Source organism: Haloplanus aerogenes (assembly GCF_003856835.1).
Taxonomy (GTDB): domain Archaea; phylum Halobacteriota; class Halobacteria; order Halobacteriales; family Haloferacaceae; genus Haloplanus; species Haloplanus aerogenes.
In genome coordinates this window covers 1,531,690-1,548,366 of record NZ_CP034145.1, presented here as the reverse complement: position 1 = coordinate 1,548,366, position 16,677 = coordinate 1,531,690, and the positions used below count along the sequence as shown (strand labels likewise).

At 68.5% G+C, this 16,677-nt stretch carries 18 protein-coding genes; 8 read left to right on the top strand and 10 right to left on the bottom strand.

Annotated elements, in window-relative coordinates:
* Positions 1 to 53: 53 nt before the first annotated feature.
* Together DU502_RS07860 and DU502_RS07855 are read right to left on the bottom strand one after the other, a co-directional pair.
* Positions 54 to 1,700 carry a COG1361 S-layer family protein gene (locus DU502_RS07860; RefSeq protein WP_241966746.1) on the bottom strand — a complete coding sequence of 549 codons (1,647 nt, stop codon included), beginning with the start codon at positions 1,698 to 1,700 and terminating at the stop codon, positions 54 to 56.
* Between the two features lie 198 nt (positions 1,701 to 1,898).
* On the bottom strand, positions 1,899 to 2,186 hold the full coding sequence (locus DU502_RS07855) for a HalOD1 output domain-containing protein (protein WP_121918838.1): 288 nt from the start codon (positions 2,184 to 2,186) through the stop codon (positions 1,899 to 1,901).
* A gap of 152 nt (positions 2,187 to 2,338) precedes the next feature.
* Between DU502_RS07855 and DU502_RS07850 the strand changes: the two genes are divergently transcribed.
* The 3 genes from DU502_RS07850 to panB all read left to right on the top strand — a co-directional run bounded on the left by DU502_RS07850 (position 2,339) and on the right by panB (position 4,791).
* Positions 2,339 to 2,998: an AIM24 family protein gene (locus tag DU502_RS07850; protein WP_121919457.1), complete on the top strand. Its 660-nt coding sequence runs from the start codon at positions 2,339 to 2,341 to the stop codon at positions 2,996 to 2,998.
* Between the two features lie 7 nt (positions 2,999 to 3,005).
* A complete protein-coding gene (locus DU502_RS07845) occupies positions 3,006 to 3,926 on the top strand; it encodes a ketopantoate reductase family protein (protein WP_121918837.1) in 921 nt (306 codons plus the stop codon).
* A gap of 94 nt (positions 3,927 to 4,020) precedes the next feature.
* Positions 4,021 to 4,791 carry a 3-methyl-2-oxobutanoate hydroxymethyltransferase gene (panB, locus tag DU502_RS07840; protein WP_121918836.1) on the top strand — a complete coding sequence of 257 codons (771 nt, stop codon included), beginning with the start codon at positions 4,021 to 4,023 and terminating at the stop codon, positions 4,789 to 4,791.
* Here the strand turns inward: panB and DU502_RS07835 are convergent.
* Positions 4,788 to 5,603 carry a TrmB family transcriptional regulator gene (locus tag DU502_RS07835; RefSeq protein WP_199722641.1) on the bottom strand — a complete coding sequence of 272 codons (816 nt, stop codon included), beginning with the start codon at positions 5,601 to 5,603 and terminating at the stop codon, positions 4,788 to 4,790. The genes panB and DU502_RS07835 overlap by 4 nt on opposite strands.
* Before the next feature lie 192 nt (positions 5,604 to 5,795).
* Between DU502_RS07835 and DU502_RS07830 the strand changes: the two genes are divergently transcribed.
* Positions 5,796 to 6,782, top strand: coding sequence for a transcription initiation factor IIB (locus DU502_RS07830; RefSeq protein ID WP_121918834.1), 987 nt, complete (start codon positions 5,796 to 5,798; stop codon positions 6,780 to 6,782).
* Here DU502_RS07830 and DU502_RS07825 read toward each other — a convergent pair.
* From DU502_RS07825 to DU502_RS07815, 3 genes are all read right to left on the bottom strand, one after another.
* A complete protein-coding gene (locus tag DU502_RS07825; protein ID WP_121918833.1) occupies positions 6,779 to 7,720 on the bottom strand; it encodes a hypothetical protein in 942 nt (313 codons plus the stop codon). The genes DU502_RS07830 and DU502_RS07825 overlap by 4 nt on opposite strands.
* An 83-nt stretch (positions 7,721 to 7,803) precedes the next feature.
* Positions 7,804 to 9,117, bottom strand: coding sequence for a hypothetical protein (locus DU502_RS07820; RefSeq protein WP_121918832.1), 1,314 nt, complete (start codon positions 9,115 to 9,117; stop codon positions 7,804 to 7,806).
* A gap of 66 nt (positions 9,118 to 9,183) precedes the next feature.
* Positions 9,184 to 10,026 carry an MBL fold metallo-hydrolase gene (locus tag DU502_RS07815; protein ID WP_121918831.1) on the bottom strand — a complete coding sequence of 281 codons (843 nt, stop codon included), beginning with the start codon at positions 10,024 to 10,026 and terminating at the stop codon, positions 9,184 to 9,186.
* 145 nt (positions 10,027 to 10,171) lie between these two features.
* Between DU502_RS07815 and DU502_RS07810 the strand changes: the two genes are divergently transcribed.
* Both DU502_RS07810 and DU502_RS07805 read left to right on the top strand, forming a co-directional pair.
* The gene (locus tag DU502_RS07810) at positions 10,172 to 11,038 is read left to right on the top strand and encodes an HFX_2341 family transcriptional regulator domain-containing protein (RefSeq protein ID WP_121918830.1); all 867 of its coding nucleotides are present in this window, start codon (positions 10,172 to 10,174) and stop codon (positions 11,036 to 11,038) included.
* A gap of 45 nt (positions 11,039 to 11,083) precedes the next feature.
* Entirely contained in the window at positions 11,084 to 11,557 is a 474-nt protein-coding gene (locus DU502_RS07805) for a PUA domain-containing protein (protein ID WP_121918829.1), read from the top strand.
* On the opposite strand, the gene DU502_RS07800 is transcribed toward DU502_RS07805, so the two are convergent.
* Genes DU502_RS07800 through DU502_RS07785 form a run of 4 tightly spaced genes read right to left on the bottom strand, consistent with a single transcriptional unit; the run spans position 11,554 to position 14,319 of the window.
* Positions 11,554 to 12,597 (bottom strand): presenilin family intramembrane aspartyl protease PSH, encoded by a 1,044-nt coding sequence (locus DU502_RS07800; protein WP_121918828.1) that lies wholly within the window; start codon positions 12,595 to 12,597, stop codon positions 11,554 to 11,556. The two genes, DU502_RS07805 and DU502_RS07800, sit on opposite strands and share 4 nt — an antisense overlap.
* A 52-nt stretch (positions 12,598 to 12,649) precedes the next feature.
* Positions 12,650 to 12,880, bottom strand: coding sequence for an H/ACA ribonucleoprotein complex subunit GAR1 (locus DU502_RS07795; RefSeq protein WP_121918827.1), 231 nt, complete (start codon positions 12,878 to 12,880; stop codon positions 12,650 to 12,652).
* A 4-nt stretch (positions 12,881 to 12,884) separates the two neighbouring features.
* Positions 12,885 to 13,163 (bottom strand): signal recognition particle subunit SRP19, encoded by a 279-nt coding sequence (gene srp19, locus DU502_RS07790; protein ID WP_121918826.1) that lies wholly within the window; start codon positions 13,161 to 13,163, stop codon positions 12,885 to 12,887.
* A 49-nt stretch (positions 13,164 to 13,212) separates the two neighbouring features.
* Positions 13,213 to 14,319: a PGF-CTERM-anchored ABC transporter substrate-binding protein gene (locus tag DU502_RS07785; protein ID WP_158601110.1), complete on the bottom strand. Its 1,107-nt coding sequence runs from the start codon at positions 14,317 to 14,319 to the stop codon at positions 13,213 to 13,215.
* A gap of 60 nt (positions 14,320 to 14,379) precedes the next feature.
* Between DU502_RS07785 and btuC the strand changes: the two genes are divergently transcribed.
* On the top strand, positions 14,380 to 15,390 hold the full coding sequence (gene btuC / locus DU502_RS07780) for a vitamin B12 ABC transporter permease BtuC (RefSeq protein WP_121918824.1): 1,011 nt from the start codon (positions 14,380 to 14,382) through the stop codon (positions 15,388 to 15,390).
* Positions 15,387 to 16,664 (top strand): ATP-binding cassette domain-containing protein, encoded by a 1,278-nt coding sequence (locus tag DU502_RS07775; protein WP_121918823.1) that lies wholly within the window; start codon positions 15,387 to 15,389, stop codon positions 16,662 to 16,664. Before btuC ends, DU502_RS07775 begins: the two co-directional genes overlap by 4 nt.
* Positions 16,665 to 16,677 lie beyond the last annotated feature (13 nt).

Sequence of the window (16,677 nt, the reverse complement as noted above, 5' to 3'; positions counted from 1 at the left end):
CATAATAAATGCGGGCGCCGGGTTCTCAAGAGTGATACTCGTTCGAAGGGGTGTCAGAGCCCGCCACTATTCCGATCCCGTCGAAGCCAGACGAACAACCCGACACCCACCACGGCCAGCGCTCCGAGCGTGATGGGCAGGAAGGGGAGGCTGAATCCGCGCCGCTCCTGTGGTTCGACCGTGACTGGGACACGGTACGTCTCCGACACCTCCGTGTCGCCGTCCGGGAGTTCGTACTGGAAGTCGACGGAGACGGGGTAGGTCTTTTGCGCCACCGCCGAGCCACCCACACTCAGACTGACGAGGACGGTTGCGGATTCGCCGGGTGCAAGCGTAGAGACGAGTCCCTCGTCGTCGTCGCTACTGAGGGGGTCCTGAACGAACGCCTTGGCCTCCACGTCGCGGAGTGGCTCGTCGCCCTCGTTGGTCACGCGGAGTTCGAGTGTCGTCGTCTGCCCCGCGACGACGGTCCGATTGATCGCCTCGACGCGGAAGCGGTCACGCTGCGGTTCGAACACCACCCGTTCGTTGAGCGAGTCGCTCCGGCGCACGTCGTCGCGTTCGTTGCGGTAGCGCACCGTGACGTTGAACTGCTGGGTGGTGGCGCTCGCGCCGTCGCTGATCGCCACGTCGAACTCGAACGCGCCCGCCTCGCCCGGATCGAGCGTATCGAGGGCGTACTCGTTGGACTCGACGTCGACGTTCGGGTTCGTCGACTGGAAGACGACGACGGGCTGACGGGTAGTGTCGGGGCCGCGATTGACCACAGTCCCGGCGAACGTTCCTTCCTCGCCCACGCGGAGCGTGGCGTTCGTCTCACGGAGCGCGAAGGTCTGTTCGGGGACGGGTCGGAGGCCGACTGCGAGCGGTTCGGAGGTGCGAGCGATGCCGTCCGTGTCCTCGTACTCGACGGTCGCCGTGAGGCTGTAGTTCCGAAGTGCCGCGTCGTCGTCGAAGGAGACGGTGTACTCGACCGTCGCGTTCGTGCCCGGCTCCCACGTACCGACGTAGCCGGTCGAACTGGCCGAGCCGCTCCCGAAGGTGAGTTCGTCGGTCGGCGAGTCGAGGACGACGCTCGCGTCGCGGGCCGGCCGCGTCCCGTCGTTCTGGAGCGTCACCGACACGTTTCCGGTGTCACCGATCTGGCTCGTCGTCGTCGTATCGACGACATCGAACTGTGCCTGATTGCGAACCCGGACGGTGATATACTGCGTCGTCTCGCGCGTGAGGTCGTTGTACTCGGGGGAACCGACCGAGTTGTACTCGACGCTGACGGTGTAACTGTAAGAGACCGTCACGGGGATGCGATACCGACCCGGATCGACATCCTCGGGGACGGTGATCGAGATGGGGTCGACCGGGGTCGTCCCACGCGGGACCTCACCGACGGCCACGCGACCGGTGTTGATCTCGAACGGGGTCTCGCCGTCCTCGACTTCGACCGCGAGGCCGCGGGCGGTGGTGACGCGACTCTCGTGTTCCGCCGGACCGCCGCGACGCAACTGGCCGTCGTTCGAGATGACGAGGTCGAGGTCGGTCTCGGTCCCGGGTTCGACCTCGGTCGTCGAGGTGAACACCTCGATGTCGGGGCGACCGATGACAGTGCCTGACGAGGACTGGCCGGCGACGATACCCGTCGCGGCGACTGTAGCGAGAACAACGAGTCCAACGAGGAGGAGTGATCGGTGTGTAGCTGGCATGGATGGAGGCGTGCTGTGGCGGTGAGAACCGGCGACGAGGACCGCCCGTCGGTGTAACTCTCGGCTGGATACGTAAGAATGGTAGCCAGAGGGAAGTATATATGTTGTGAATATCCGAGTCGCCACTCCAGCCGTCGGCGTGTCGCGGTTTCAGGCCCGTACACGCCCGAGAACGACGGACGGTGAAAAGAGTAGCAGTCAGTCGATGCGAACCTGACCGCTGCCGTCGACGTGAATCGTGTACCCCTCGTAGTCGAACGTGAGGCTTCGGGTCGCCACCTCGGCCGGCGGCCCGCTGAAGAAGGCTTCGAGCGCGTCCGGATCGACGTAATCCGCGAGCGGCGCCAGATCCGTCGGCGAGCAGTCTTCGAGTTCACCGAGCGCCGCCTGCACCGCGAAGCTGACCGGTTCGCGCCGATCCCAGTCGATATCGTACTGATGCGGGGCCGTCGTCACCGTCGTGTTCTCGTCGCCCGTCGCTGACATAGCTGTGAGTTCCCGTCAACTAATATAAATGCACCGGTCCGATTATCTCCAATGATAGCAAAATCTGCCGGAGACGGGGGATCCGACCAACACTCATTTGACACCATGTGGGGAAAGGCGAGACGAGTCGCCGCACGCGGCTCGGACCGACGATGACACTCGAAGATTTCGCCACAGCGAACGAACCGACCCAAGAGGGAGACACCTTCCAGCTACAGAATCGCAAACTTCTCTCGATCGACCTCGACGGGTCGGTAACGGCCCTCGCGGGGTCGATGGTCGCCTACAGCGGCGACGTGACGTTCTCCGGCAAGGCCTCCGCGGAGGGAGGCGTGACCGGATTTCTGAAGAGCAAGGCGACGAGCGAAGGGACGGACGTGATGGAAGCCCAGGGGACGGGACGGCTCTACCTCGCCGATCAGGGCAAGGAGGTGGGAATCATCAACCTCGCGGACGGGGAGTCCGTCTCCGTCAACGGGAACGACGTCCTCGCGTTCGCATCCTCCGTCGACTACGAGATCGGCACGATCGACAGCCTCGCCGGATCGTCGGCCGGCGGCCTGACCAACGTCTACCTCACCGGTCCGGGCGACGTGGCGATCACCACTCACGGCGACCCGGTCGTCCTGCGCCCGCCGGTCCGTACCGACCCGAGTGCCACCGTCGCGTGGAGCGGGTCGCTCTCGCCCAGCGCCGACGTAAACCGGAGTCTGAGCGATCTGGTGGGGCAGTCCTCGGAGGAAACCTACCAGCTCGAATTCACGGGAGACGAGGGATTCGTCGTCGTTCAGCCGTTCGAAGAGGGGACGTAAGCAGGGAATGGATATTCTCGTCTTCGGCGCCGGGAGTCTCGGCAGCCTCGTCGGCGGCCTCCTCGCACGCACGCACGACGTGACGCTCGTCGGGCGTGACCCCCATATCGCGGCGGTGCGGCGCGACGGCCTCCGAATCACCGGCGTCGAGACGCTCGACGTGTCCCCAGCGGCGACGACCGACGCCACGGGTGCGAGCGCCGACCTCGCCGTCGTGGCGGTGAAAGCCTACGACACCGAGACGGCGGCGACGGTCCTCGCGAACGGCGACTACGACGCCGTGCTATCCCTCCAGAACGGGATGGGGAACGAGGACGTACTCGCCGCCCACGTCGACGCGCCCGTCCTCGCGGGGACGGCGACCTGCGGCGCGCGACTGGCCGATCCGGGGCACGTCGAGTGGACCGGGCGGGGAACGATCACGCTCGGCCCGTGGCGACCCGCGGACGACGCGGAGGCGGCCGAGCGCGTGGCGGCGGCGTTTCGTGCGGCCGACCTGCCGACCGAGGTGGCGGCCGATATGCGGCGTCGACTCTGGGAGAAACTGGCGATCAACGCCGCGATCAATCCCGTCACGGCGCTCGCGCGGGTCGCAAACGGTGCGCTGGCCGAGCCGGGACCGCTCGCGGACCTCGCGCGGGCGGCGGCGGTCGAGACGGCGACGGTCGCGCGGGCGGACGGCGTCGACCTCGCCGACGAGACGGCGAAAGACGCCGTCGCGACCGTCGCACGCGAGACGGCACGCAATCGATCGTCGATGCACCGGGACGTGACGCGCGGCCGTCGCACCGAGATCGACGCCATCAACGGTTACGTGGTAGATCGAGCCAGAGCGACCGGCGCGTCTGCGCCGATCAACCGCACGCTCGCGGCGCTGATCCGGGGCTGGGAGACGGGCGCCGGCGTCAGTACGCCCGAACACGAGTAGATCGGCGTGCGGCGTACAGTCAGGAACCAAAGGGCCGAGTCGTGTCCGGGTGAAAGGGAGTAGCGTTAATTCCCCGGCGACCGATCCACGGACGATGCCAACGGTACAGGAGATTCAGCGGGCACCGGAGGGCGACGAACCGCTGACGATGCTGACGGCGTACGACGCGCCGACGGCGGCCATCGTCGACGAGGCGGGCATCGACCTGATCCTCGTCGGCGACAGCATGGGCAACGCGGTGCTCGGCTACGAGTCGACGCTCCCGGTGACGATGGAAGAAGTGGCCAGTCACACCGGCGCAGTCGCCCGGGCGGTGGACGACGCCCTCGTCGTCGCCGACATGCCCTTCCTGAGTTACGGGACGACGAAGGGTGTGGGCATCGAGAACGCGGGGCGCCTGATCAAGGAAGCGGGGGCCAACGCGGTCAAAATCGAATCCGGACCACATACGGTCGACCTGACCGAACGCCTCGTGGACCTCGGGATTCCGGTGATGGCGCATCTCGGACTGACGCCCCAGCGGCGCAACCAGATCGGCGGCTACGCGCGACAGGGGACGACCGAGGAGGCGGCGGCGGAGATCCGTGATCTCGCCGCGAAACACGAGTCCGCGGGGGCGTTCTCGCTCGTCCTCGAACACGTTCCCGACGAGTTGGCCGCCGAGGTGACCGCTGCTCTCGACATCCCGGTGATCGGTATCGGTGCCGGCCCGGAGACCGACGGACAGGTACTCGTGCTGACGGACGTGATCGGACTCTCGGAGTCGGTTCCGCCCTTTGCCGAGCAGTTCGGGGACGTGCGGAGAGAAATCGAGGACGCGGTGGCAGCGTACCGCGACGCGGTCGAGGACGGTTCTTTTCCCTAATCGCCACTGCGGATCGCCGTCGAGAGGAGTGGCCGCATCAGGCCGACGACCGGTGCCTCGGCGCTGTCGGTCCAGATGGCGCGGTGTTTGCGGACGCCGGGGAGGTCGGTCGCGGCGTCGGCGCTGACGAGGAGGGCGTCGCCGTCGACCATGCAAACGCTCGTGACGGCGCCGGGCTGAATGGGATGAGACTCCCACCACGTCCACGTCTCGACCACGTCGGCGTCGGGGACTGCCTCCTGCAGGCGCTCCCGGATCGGCTCGGCGGGCGAGCCGATCACCACGTCGACGCCGCGGTCGGTCGCATCGGCCAGCGCGTCGATCAGGTCGTCACCGAGGAGCGCCTCGGTGGCGACGGCGAACAACACCTCGTCGTCGGCGTCGATGACGAGCGTGGCGAGGCGTTCCGAGACGGCGGCCTCGCCCTCCATCGTCCAGACTTCGCCGGCGCCGGTCGACCGCTCCGGTGAGCCCAGCCGGGGGAGGACGGTACCGAGGCGATCCAGTCGGCTCCGACACTCACGTTCGAGGAGGTCGACCGCTTCGCGGGGGGAGACGGCCCGGAACCGGCGTGGTTTGGACTCCTGAACGCTCACCAGCCCCCGATCCTGGAGCGCGTCCATGCTGTCGTAGATGCGCGCCCGCGGCACGTCCGCGACGTCGCTCACCTCTTTCGCCGTGCCCTCGCGCAGGCGCGTCAGGGCCACGAAACATTTCGCCTCGTACTCGGTGAGCTCGAACGTCCGGAGCGTACTGACGACCTCCTCGACGAGCGAGTCCGTTCCAGTGTCCGGTGTGATGTTGTTCGTCACGCGTGTCTCCCGTGTCGCTCCTGGGTAAGGTTGACACCACCAAAAAGAGTCGGGTCGACCGCCGTGTGCTATGAGGTCTCGACACATATGCTGTTTCTATTGGAATCAAAACATAGTGGAAACTATTAAGATACTACCAATCATAGGTGTGAGCCAGAGGAAAACTGCGGCCACGCGCCGCGACACCCAATCATGAGTCAGCAGTCCGAAACCCTCCGAGAGACCGGTGGGGAACAGCGTACGACGACCGAGACACGGACGGAGACCGACGAACGCGTCTGTCCGGAGTGTGATTCGGCGCTCGTCGTCGACGAAGCACGCGGCGAGACGGTGTGTGAGGCGTGTGGTCTCGTCGTCGAGGCGGACGAAATCGACCACGGCCCCGAGTGGCGCGCCTTCGACTCGAACGAGCGCGCCGAGAAGAGCCGGGTCGGCGCCCCGACGACGAAACTCCTCCACGACGACGGTCTCTCGTCGGTCATCGACTGGCAGGACCGCGACGCCAAAGGCCGAACCATCGACGGGAGCAAGCGTCGGAAACTCCAGCGCCTCCGGACCTGGGACGAGCGCTTCCGCTCGAAGAACGCGCAGGAGCGCAACCTGAAGCAGGCGCTTGGCGAGATCGACCGGATGTCGTCGGCGCTCGGCCTCCCCGAGAACGTCCGCGAGACCGCGAGCGTCGTCTACCGCCGGGCACTCGAGGACGACCTCCTCCGTGGTCGATCCATCGAGGCGATGGCGACGGCCTCCCTGTACGCCGCCGCCCGGCAGGCGTCGGTGCCGCGGAGTCTCGACGAGTTCGAACCCGTCAGCCGCGTCGACCGCAAGGAGTTCTCGCGGGCCTACCGCTACATCGTCCGCGAACTCGGCCTCGCCATCGAACCCGCCAACCCGCTCGAATATCTCCCGCGGTTCGCGTCCGACCTCGAACTCGACGGCGACACGACGACCCGCGCCCGCAACCTCCTCGAAGAGGGCATGGAGAGCGGCGTCCACAGCGGGAAAAGTCCCGTCGGCCTCGCGGCGGCGGCGCTCTACGCCGCCTCGATCCTGGAAGGCGAGAAAATCACGCAGAAGGAGGTGTGCTCCGTGAGCGACGTGTCCGAAGTGACCGTCCGCAACCGCTACACCGAACTGCTGGAAGCCGGAACCGATCCGGACGCGGCGCGCGCCGCCTAGGGTCGGATCGCCGTCTCCAGATCCGCTCCAGTCAGCGCCGACTTCAGTCGTTCCGCGGCCGGCCCCGCCTCCGCGACGTTCTCCATCAACACCGTCTCGCTCGGGAACAGATCGTCACCGACGACGAGACCGTGTTCCCGCGCCGTCGACCCCGTCATCGTGAGGTAGACGCCCAATCCGGCGTCCGCGATGGCGGCCTCCTCCTCTACCGCCGGATCGGGATAGACGAACTCGACGGTTTCGATGGCCCGTGTGCCGAGAACGGCCTCGACGAGCCGTTCGTACCGCGGTGAGATACACAGCGGCCCCTCGTAGTCGGTGACGAACTCGCGGTCTAGCTCCGCACCGGGCGGGAGCACCTCTGGCGTCGCTAGGAGCGTGTGATACACGGTGTCGCCGAGGCCGCTGACGACCCGCACGTCCGTATCGCGCGGATCGATCCGGGCGTTCACGTCGGCGATGGACTCGACACCCGTCTCGCCCAGCGTGACGACTTCCTCCAACACGAGGTCGGCGCTGTCGAAGCCGAGACCGAACTCGTGGGTGCGGAGGGCGCGGAAGGGTTCCTCCCGGCCGATCAGTTCGACCGTCACCCCGTCGTCGGCCGACGGCCGACTGCCTGAGGGACGTGGTCCCTCTCCGTCGATCGTGACAGAGACGCTGTCGAAGACGATCCGACGAGGCTTGCCCTCGCGGTCGTCGCGGAGGAGCGTGTACTCCGGTCGATGCGGGTCCGAGAGGTCGCTGTAGGCCGCCAGCCGTTCGTACACGTCGCGCTCGGGGGTCGTCTTCCCTTTGGTGATCGCTTTCTCGTACCGAAGCGTCGAGGAGACGTCGTCCGCGAGGGCGTCGGCCCCGGCGACGGCCGCGAAGCGTTCGAGAACTGCCTCCAGCGGGCGTCCCTTCCGCGGGACGGCGACCCGGACCGTCTCGGTCATTGTCGAATGCACACGGGCGCGGGCTTTACCGATTGCGCTTTCGGCGCGGCGGAGGCTCGCGCGGCGCGAGGACCCTGACTACGCTACTCGTCGCCAGTGCCGAAAGCGCTACTCAGGCGGTCGCGGAACGAACGGAGTTCGTCCAGTTCCGTCTCGATGTCCTCGATGTCCGATTCGAGTTCTTCGACCGAGTCGAGGCGTTCTTCGAGGGTCTCGGCGGTCGTCTCCAGTTCGTCGAGGTCGTCCGCGACCGTCTCGACCCGGTCGGCCACGTCGTCGACGCGGTCGGTCACGGCCGACACCTCCTCCCGAATCGCCGCCCGGTCGTCGTCGGCCTCAGCTAGCGCGTCTTCGAGCGACTCGACCCGGTCGGTCAGGTCGCGCAGGTCCTCGCTCACCTCGCCCACCACTTCCTCGGCAGTCCCGTTCTCGTCGAGGAAGTCCGCGAGGGCGTCGCGGTAGGCGAGCAGATCCTCGATCTGCGACTGGAGTCGCCCCACCCGCACGTCGACGCTCGTCGGGACCTCCCCCTCGAACGCCTCCTGCAGGACGGCCAGATCGTCGTCGTCGACCGTACCGGCCCGGATCTCGGCGGCGAGGGTGGCGGCGACCGATTCGGTCGTTGTGGTGACGGCGGGTGCCGGCGTCTCGTCGGCATCGTCGTCCGCCTCCACCTCCGATTCGGCCTGCGCATCCTCGGCCGCCTCCGCGTCGTCGTCAGTCGACCGCGGATCGAGCGTCTCGGCGGCCACTGTGGACGGCACGGTGTCGTCGCCCTCGTCCTCCGCTTCGGCTTCCTCGTCCTCCGCTTCGGCTTCCTCGTCGATAGCGATGGCCACCACGCTCTCGTCCCGGTCCCCGGTGACGCGAACGGGGTCCGCGACCCGGTCGCGCGGTTCGGGCGCGTCGAGGAGTGGGCCGGATCCGGATCTGAGTTCCCCGAGATCGTCGGATTCCTCGCCCGAGAGGGCGTCGCGAACGACCTGCGTCGTCTCCCGGCCGAGTACGTCGCCGGCCTCCGCGGCCTCGCCGTGTTCGATCAGTTCGATCTCGGGGTCGTTGAGGAAGTCCTCGGCCTCTTCGGGGTCGTCGATACGGATGCCGTAGACGGTGAGTACGGACTCGCCGGGTTCGAGCGCCCGCTCGTAGGCGACGCGGTTGTCGCGGTACGCGGTCCAGTTGTCGCCCTCGTAATCGGGATGGAAACCTACGCCCTCCATCGGGAACGACTCGGGGATGTCGTCGACGAGCTGGATTCGGATCGGCTCGTCGGCCAGCGATTCGATCTCGAAGGCGATGGCCGGGACCGGAAACCGGTCGGCCTCGAACGCCTTCCCCACGCGCACCTCGCCCGTCGTCACGGATACCGGGATGTCGGGGTCTGGGTCCTCCGCCATGCGCCATACTGTTCCGAGTGGGAGCATAAAACAACCGGCAGGAGAGAATCGCGCAGTCCCGGCGACCTACAGATCGACGCGATCCCCGATCTCGACGATCTCCAGTCGTTCGGGGTAGTCGAAACTCCGGGCGTGGTGGTGGAGAACGGTCGGATCGGCGTTCAATCCCTTCCAGATGTCCCAGTGACTCGGGATCAGACGATCGAGTTCGAGCGCGTTCGCCGCGCGGATCACCTCGTTCTCGTCGGCGTACCACTGCGTCCGTTTCGGCTCGCGGGTCTGCTTGTCCGGAATGCGCCCGGCCGACCCGAACGCGAGGACGCCGAGGTCGATGTCGAACCGGTCGGCGAGGCCGGTGAAGGAGTCGGCGTGGCGCGTGTCACCGCCGTGGAAGACGGTGCCCGCGTCGTGTTCGATCACGTACCCGACGGGGTGGTCGGCGTCGGGGTCGTTCACGGGAACGACGTGGATCGTGAACTCCCCGATGTCGAACGTCTCGTCCTCCGAGACGGTGACGAACTGTTCGGCGACGGCGCTCCACTCGTCGATCCATCCCTGTCGCTCGACGATCGCCATGCTGGCGTCGGGGGCGTAGTAGTCGGCGCCGGTCGCCGCGAGGATGGGCGCCTGCGTCGGGCCGTGGACGTGATCTGAGTGTTCGTGCGTGGCGAGAATCGCGTCCGCGTCCTGCACGTCCGACGGGTCGAAGGGTACCGGGAGCATCCGGAGCGTCCGCGGTGGATCGCCGAGACCACAGTAGGGGTCGATGAAGAGTGTCGTCCCATCGCGACCCTTGAGGACGAAGCCGTTACACCCCAGATACCAGACTGCGACGCCGTCGGGGTCGGCGTCGGCCACGGCCGTCGGGAGCCAGTCACCCCAGTCGCTCTCGCCGAGTCGGTGTGCCATAGTGGCTCGTCCGGCCGGTCGGCGTCTAAGCGTTGCGGTGGCGGTCCGCTCGACTGGACGCGAGAACCACAGCCCCACGACGAGCGCCAGTAACGATTGTAACGGCCATAGAATTACTACCCCACCATCCTATCGGACGGTACGGATGTTTGCCAAGCGCGTTCACATCGTACCGGTGGGGGAGGATATCGAGCGGATGGTCTCGCCGGTGCGCAAGATGGCCGCCGACCGCGTGTACCTCCTGGCCGACGAGGCGGAGTCGTCGGTAGCGCGGGCCGAGACGGTCGTCGAGCGACTCGCGTCCGAGGGGGTCGAGACCGCGGTCGAGTCGGTCGACCACGGGACGGTGTACGCGATACTGGGGCTGGTGACGACGCTCGCGGACCGTCACGCCCCGGACGACACGGTGCGGGTGAACGTCTCGACCGGGAGTCGACTCGCGACCATCGGCGCCGCGCTCGCCTGTATGGACGACGATACGGACGCCGAGGCGTACCACGTGCCGACGGCCGACATGGAGACGGTCACGGACCGCGAGAACGAGGTGTCCGTCGTCCCCGACTACCCCATCGAGTCGCCCTCGCGCGACGAGGTGGCGACGATGGCGATCATCGCCACGCTCGATACGGACGTGTACACGCCCAAGAAACGCGACCTGATCGACGAGGCGATCCGGCTGCAGGCCGAACTCGACGGGGCGATTCCGTTCGCCGAACGGATCGTTCGGAGCGCGGACGTGCCCGCCGGGCAGGTGACCGGCTTCGGTGACATCGGCCCCAGCCAGCAGAAGGGCGCGTACCGCACCTTCCGGGAGCGCGCGTTGGCCGAACTCGAAACCCGCGAGTACGTCACCATCGACGACGACAGTGTCGGTCGGTCCGACCCGATCACGCTGACGCCGACCGGCGAGGCGGCGCTCCGGGCCTTCCGGCACAAGGTCCTCGACGTCGTGGAGACGCTCGATACGCACGCAGCCCCCGACTGGCTGACCGAGGGGCTCGAATCGGAGTGACACCACACTGGGAAGCCTTTTGAGCGTGGCCGGGTGACGGTGCCCATGGACGACGAACTCGCCCGCCTCCGGACGGTGGCCGACTACCAGTTCGGTGCCGGCGCGGGAGCGGCACTCTTTCCGCCGACAGAGGAGTTCGAGGTCACCCACTCGACGAGCGGACGGCCGCGACAGGTGCGCGCCGAGGCAGGGCGTCTCGTCTCCTACGGGACGGACGGCCGCTTCACGCTCGGCCTCGAAGGTGGCCGCCGACTGGTCGCGACGCTTCCCAAACCGGCGGCCCGTGTCGTCGTTGGCTCCGAGAGCGAACCCTTCGTCCGTGACGGGAAGAACGTCTTCGCGAAGTTCGTGCAGGCCGTCGACGACGACGTGCGCCCGAACGACGAGGTGGCGGTGGTCCACACCGACGGCGACGTACTCGCGGTCGGGCGGGCGGAACTCGCCGCGGACGCCATGCGTGACTTCGAGGCGGGGATGGCCGTGAAGGTGCGGGCAGGCGCGGAAGCGAAGGCGGACTAGAGGTACGGCGCCAGCCCCAGCGCCCGGATCAGGGGAATGCCCGCGAGGGCCGACCCGAGGAGGTAGCCGCCGATAGCGCCGCCGTTCAGGAGCGGAAGGCCGGCGTGCGCGCGGCCTTTCATCACGGCCCAGAGCAGGATGCCGAGGCCGAGGAACGTCCCGATCATCGACAGCAGTGCGGGGAGGTTGAGCGCGGGAAGGACAGCGACGCCGAGCGACGCCGCCGGCGAGAAGAAGGCGGCGCTGGCGACCATGACGGTCGGCATGACGGCGTCGCCGAGGCCGATGAAGAAGGCGTCGCGGTTGGCCACCGTGTCCGAATCCGGGTCGTCGCTTTCCCCTTCACCGTCGGTCGCTGGGGTGGGAGTGTCGGGGGCGTCGTCGCCGGCGTTCTCGGACTCGTCTTCGTCCTCGTGTACCCCACTCGCCCCCGAGAAGTCGTCCGCCAGCAGGGAGTACGAGAAGGAGAGCGGGACGACGAGGATGACGGGGATGCGCAGTTCCATCACGCCTTCCGCGAGGCTGAGCATGTGTTCGGTGCCGTAGACGCTGATGGCGTCGTAGACGGCCAGCACGGAGAGGAGGACGACGGCCGGGAGCAGGCCGAAACTGATGCCGAAGAGGGCGCCGGCGCCGATACCCATCACCACTCCCGCGGCGTCGATGACGTACCACTCCGGATACAGCAGGAGGGCGATGGCGACGCCCACCGAGAGCGCGACGGCGACGAGGTTGACCGACGCGACCGTGACCAGTGGCGGGGCGACGACGGCGAAGACGTACCACGAGACGAGGGCGCTGGAGCCGACGACGACGGCCTTGACCGCCTGCTCGAAGGCGTACTTGAACGCCGCGAGCATCAGCGCCGTGGCGACGAGGATGGCACCGATGTAGACGAGGCTGTTGGTCGGATCGGAGGGGTCCTCGACGGCCTGATAGCCCGCCGTCTCGAAGGGACCGACCATCGCGAGTGCGCCGACCTGGATGAGCAAGAAGAGCAACGCGGCGACGGCGACGCCGCGAACCTCGCGCGCGTTCATGGTAGTCGTCCGTTAGACGGCGGGCGGTTTGGGGGTTGCGGCATCCGTCCACTCATCGCGCGTAGAGTTTCGTCCCGAGGAGGTCGGGGAGGCGAACGCGGTCGGCCGGCGAGACGGCGAGATACGGGCGGTCCACGGGACCGAACACGTCGACGACGCGGCCGACGCCCGAGAGCGACTCGTCGACCGCGGTCAGGCCGATGTCGGGCGCGTCCGCGCCCTCGTCACAGCGGACGATAGCCAATCCCTGTGCGGTCCGGGTGACGGTGCCGAGACGGTACACGAGATCAGTCCCGGAGAATCCCCACGTAGGCCGCGACGGCCTGCACGAGGTCGTTTTTCGTCGCGTCGTCGGCGCCCTGCACCAGCACCCGTCCACGGGGTTCGAACTCCCGGGAGTAGGTCTTGTCGCGTTCGATGACCGCATCGTAGCCGACCTGCTGGACGGCCTCGGCGATTTCGTCGACGGTCGGCTCATCGACCGCCTGATCGCGAGGGACGCGCCGCCCCTCCGCACGCGTCTTCGACGCGTCGAGATAGGCGGGCCAGATGACGTTCTCTACCATACGCCTACGCGGCGGGCCGGCCGTAATACGGTTTTGGATAGCGGCGGCGTCAGCGACGGCGTCCGCGGGCGACGAGGAGAGCGAACAGGACTCCGACGAGGGCAGTGCCGACGCCGAACCCCGGGCCGCCGCCGGTCGTCGCGCGGTCCGTCGGCGTCGGCGTGGCGGTGGCCGTCGCAGTCGCGTTCGCCGACTCGACGGCCGACCGCGGCACGTAACTCGACTCGTCGACGGCAGCGGGGTGGATCGCGGTGGCGATGGTTCGGACGGTGCGGACGATGCTCCGGGGCGCCGGCTGGTTGAGGTAGTTCACGTTCACCTCGACGGTCCGGTTCTCCTGCACCGCCTTCGTCCCCCGATACGCGGCCGCGTCGGGGATGCCGTCGCGGGAGTTGTAGACGATCCACGCGGGATCGCGCTCCCGGACGACTTCCGGACTGACCCGCGCGTAACCCGACACCACGCCGGCAACGGCGTTGCGCGTCCCCGCGGCCGTCATCACGTCGCTGATGAACGTGTCCGCACCGACCGTCCAGCCGTCGGAGAAGACGTAGAGTGCGGTCGGGCGGGGGTCGTCGTCGACGGCTTCGCGGACGGCGGCGACGTTCGCGCGCATCCAGGCGTTCGTCTCGGCGGCGCCGGCACACTCGCCGGTGAGGCGGCCGAGACGCGTCGTCGCGTCGGCGACGCCCTCGATGGTCGCCGGGGAGTCCATAGCGTAGACGGTCAGGCCCTGGTCGCGGAGCGTCGCGACCGTCTCGTTCGAGATCGTCCCGGGCGCGATCACGAGGTCGGGATCGAGCGCTACCAGCCGTTCGGACTGGATGCCGCCGCTGGCCGTGTTGACGACGGGCAGAGACGCGGCGCCGTCGAGGTAGCCCGCGAACTCGGAGACGCCGACGACACGGTCGCGAGCGCCGATCTCCCAGAGCGTCTGCGCGGCGCTCGGACTGAGGGTAGCGATCCGCTCCGGGCGCTCGGAGAGCGTCACGGCGGTCCCGGTGGCGTCGGTCCGCGTCACTGGGAACGAACAGTCGCCGGCAGTTCGCTGGGCAAGTGAGTCCGACGAATCGGCCGCCGTGGCCGTCGGGGCCGTCGCTCCGACGCCGAGCGCCACGACGAGGGTAAACACGAGGACCGCCGAGACGAGTCGCACTGGTCGATTCTGTGGCGGTATGCAACAAATATTTACCTACTGCAAGCGCGGCTGTAACCCATGAGAACGAGCGTCCGCACGGGCGCGTGGGTCGGCGGGCTACTCGGTGCGCTCGTGGCCGTGACGCTCGCCAGCGCCACGATCGGACCCGTCGAGATCGGTGCCAGGAGTGTCGCGGAGATCGCGCTCGCAGCGGTTCTCGGCAGTACGGCGAACGCCCCGGAGAGCCACCGGACGATCGTCATGTCGATTCGCCTTCCGCGGATCGTCCTCGGCGCGGTCGTCGGCTTCGCGCTCGCGTCGGCAGGGACGGTGATGCAGGGCTTCTTCCGGAACCCGATGGCCGATCCCTCCATCGTCGGCGTCTCCGCCGGGGCGGCGACGGGTGCCGTCGCGGCCATCGTCGCGCCAGTCGCCGTTCCGGTCGCGCTCCCTATCGCCGCCTTCGTCGGCGCGCTGGTCGCCGCCTTCGGCGTCTACGTCCTCGCGTCGGAGGGCGGACGGACCCCCGTCCAGACCCTGTTGCTCGCGGGGATCGCGGTCCAGACGTTTCTCGGCGCGGCCGTCTCCTTTATGCTCGTCAGCGCGGGGCGCGACCTCCGGGAGGCGATCTACTGGCTGATGGGCCACCTCCACCACAGCACGTGGACGGAAGCGACCATCGCCGCCGCGGTCGTCGTCCCCGGCTTTCTCGGCCTTCTCGCGTACGCGCGCGACCTCAACGTCCTCTTGCTCGGCGAGGAGGACGCCCACTCGCTCGGCATCGAGGTCGAACGGACCAAACGCCTCCTGCTCACCGTGTCGAGCCTGTTGACCGCGGCTGCCGTCGCCGTCGCGGGCGTCATCGGCTTCGTCGGCCTCGTCGTCCCCCACGTTATGCGCCTGCTCGTCGGCCCGGACCACCGCATCCTCCTGCCGACGAGCGCGCTCGCGGGCGCCGCCTTCCTCGTCGCCACCGACACCGTCGCCCGCGCCGGCACCGCCGAACTTCCCGTCGGCATCGTCACCGCCGCGGTCGGCGCGCCCTTCTTCCTCTACCTGCTCCGCAAGCGGGAGGTGCACGCGCCGTGACGCCCGCCATCGAGGTCGACGGAATCTCCGTCACCCTCGGCGGCACGGCCGTCCTCGACGCGGTGTCGACGACCGTCGACGAGGGACGGCTGGTGGGCCTCGTCGGTCCGAACGGCGCGGGGAAGACGACGCTCCTCCGGACGATCAACGGCGTTCTCACTCCCAATCGAGGGTCGGTCCGGGTCGACGGGCAGGACGTGGCCGAACTCGATTCGCGCGCGGCGAGTCGGCTGGTGGCGACGGTCCCGCAGTCGACCGCGTCGACCTTCGAGTTCCCCGTCCGCCGGATCGTCGAGATGGGGCGCACTCCGCACATCAGCCGGTTCGGCACCCGGACGGCCGCCGACCGCGACGCCGTCGACGAGGCGATGGACCGCGCCGCGGTCGATCACCTCGCCGACCGCCCCGTAACCGAAGTGAGTGGGGGCGAACGGCAGCGGGTCTTCCTCGCCCGCGCGCTCGCACAGGATACGCCCGTCCTCCTCCTCGACGAACCCACCTCCGACCTCGACGTGAACCATCAGGTCCGGACGCTGGATCTCGTGGCCGACCTCGTCGACGAGGGGCGGACCGTCGTCGCGGCCATCCACGACCTCGACCTCGCGGCGCGCTACTGTGACGAACTCCGCCTCCTCCACGACGGCCGGATTCGCGCGGCCGGGCCACCCGAATCGGTGCTGACCGACGAGACCGTCGCGGCGGCGTTCGGCGCGCGAGCGACGGTGACGACACATCCGGTCACGGGGACGGCCTCGGTGACCGCGTTCGCGGACGACGCGCCGGAGACGACCCCGGCCACCGTCCACGTCGTCGGCGGGGGCGGGGCCGCCACGCCCCTGCTTCACCGTCTCGGCGCCGTCGGCATCGAGTGCTCGGTCGGCGCCGTGAGCACCGACGACGCCGACGCCGAGACGGCCCGGACTATCGACGCCGACCTCGTGACCGTCCCGCCGTACGCACCCGTCGACGACGAGGCGCGCACGGCGGTGGCCGAGCGGGTCCGTCGGGCGGATACCGTCGTCGTCGCGGACGTGACCGTCGCGCCGGGGAACTGCCCGAATCTCGACGCCGTCCTCGATACCGACACGCCGGTCGTCGTCGTCGACGGCCGGCCCGTCGACGCTCGCAACGTCGCCGGCGCACGGGGACGACGGCTCGTTTCTCGTCTCCGCGACCGCGGGACCGTCGTCGACGACGTGGACGGCGTCGTCGCGGCGGTGCGCCGGGCTGTCGCGACCGACCGCCGCCCTGCCGAGACCGATCCCCGACCGTAGCCCTTACTCCCCC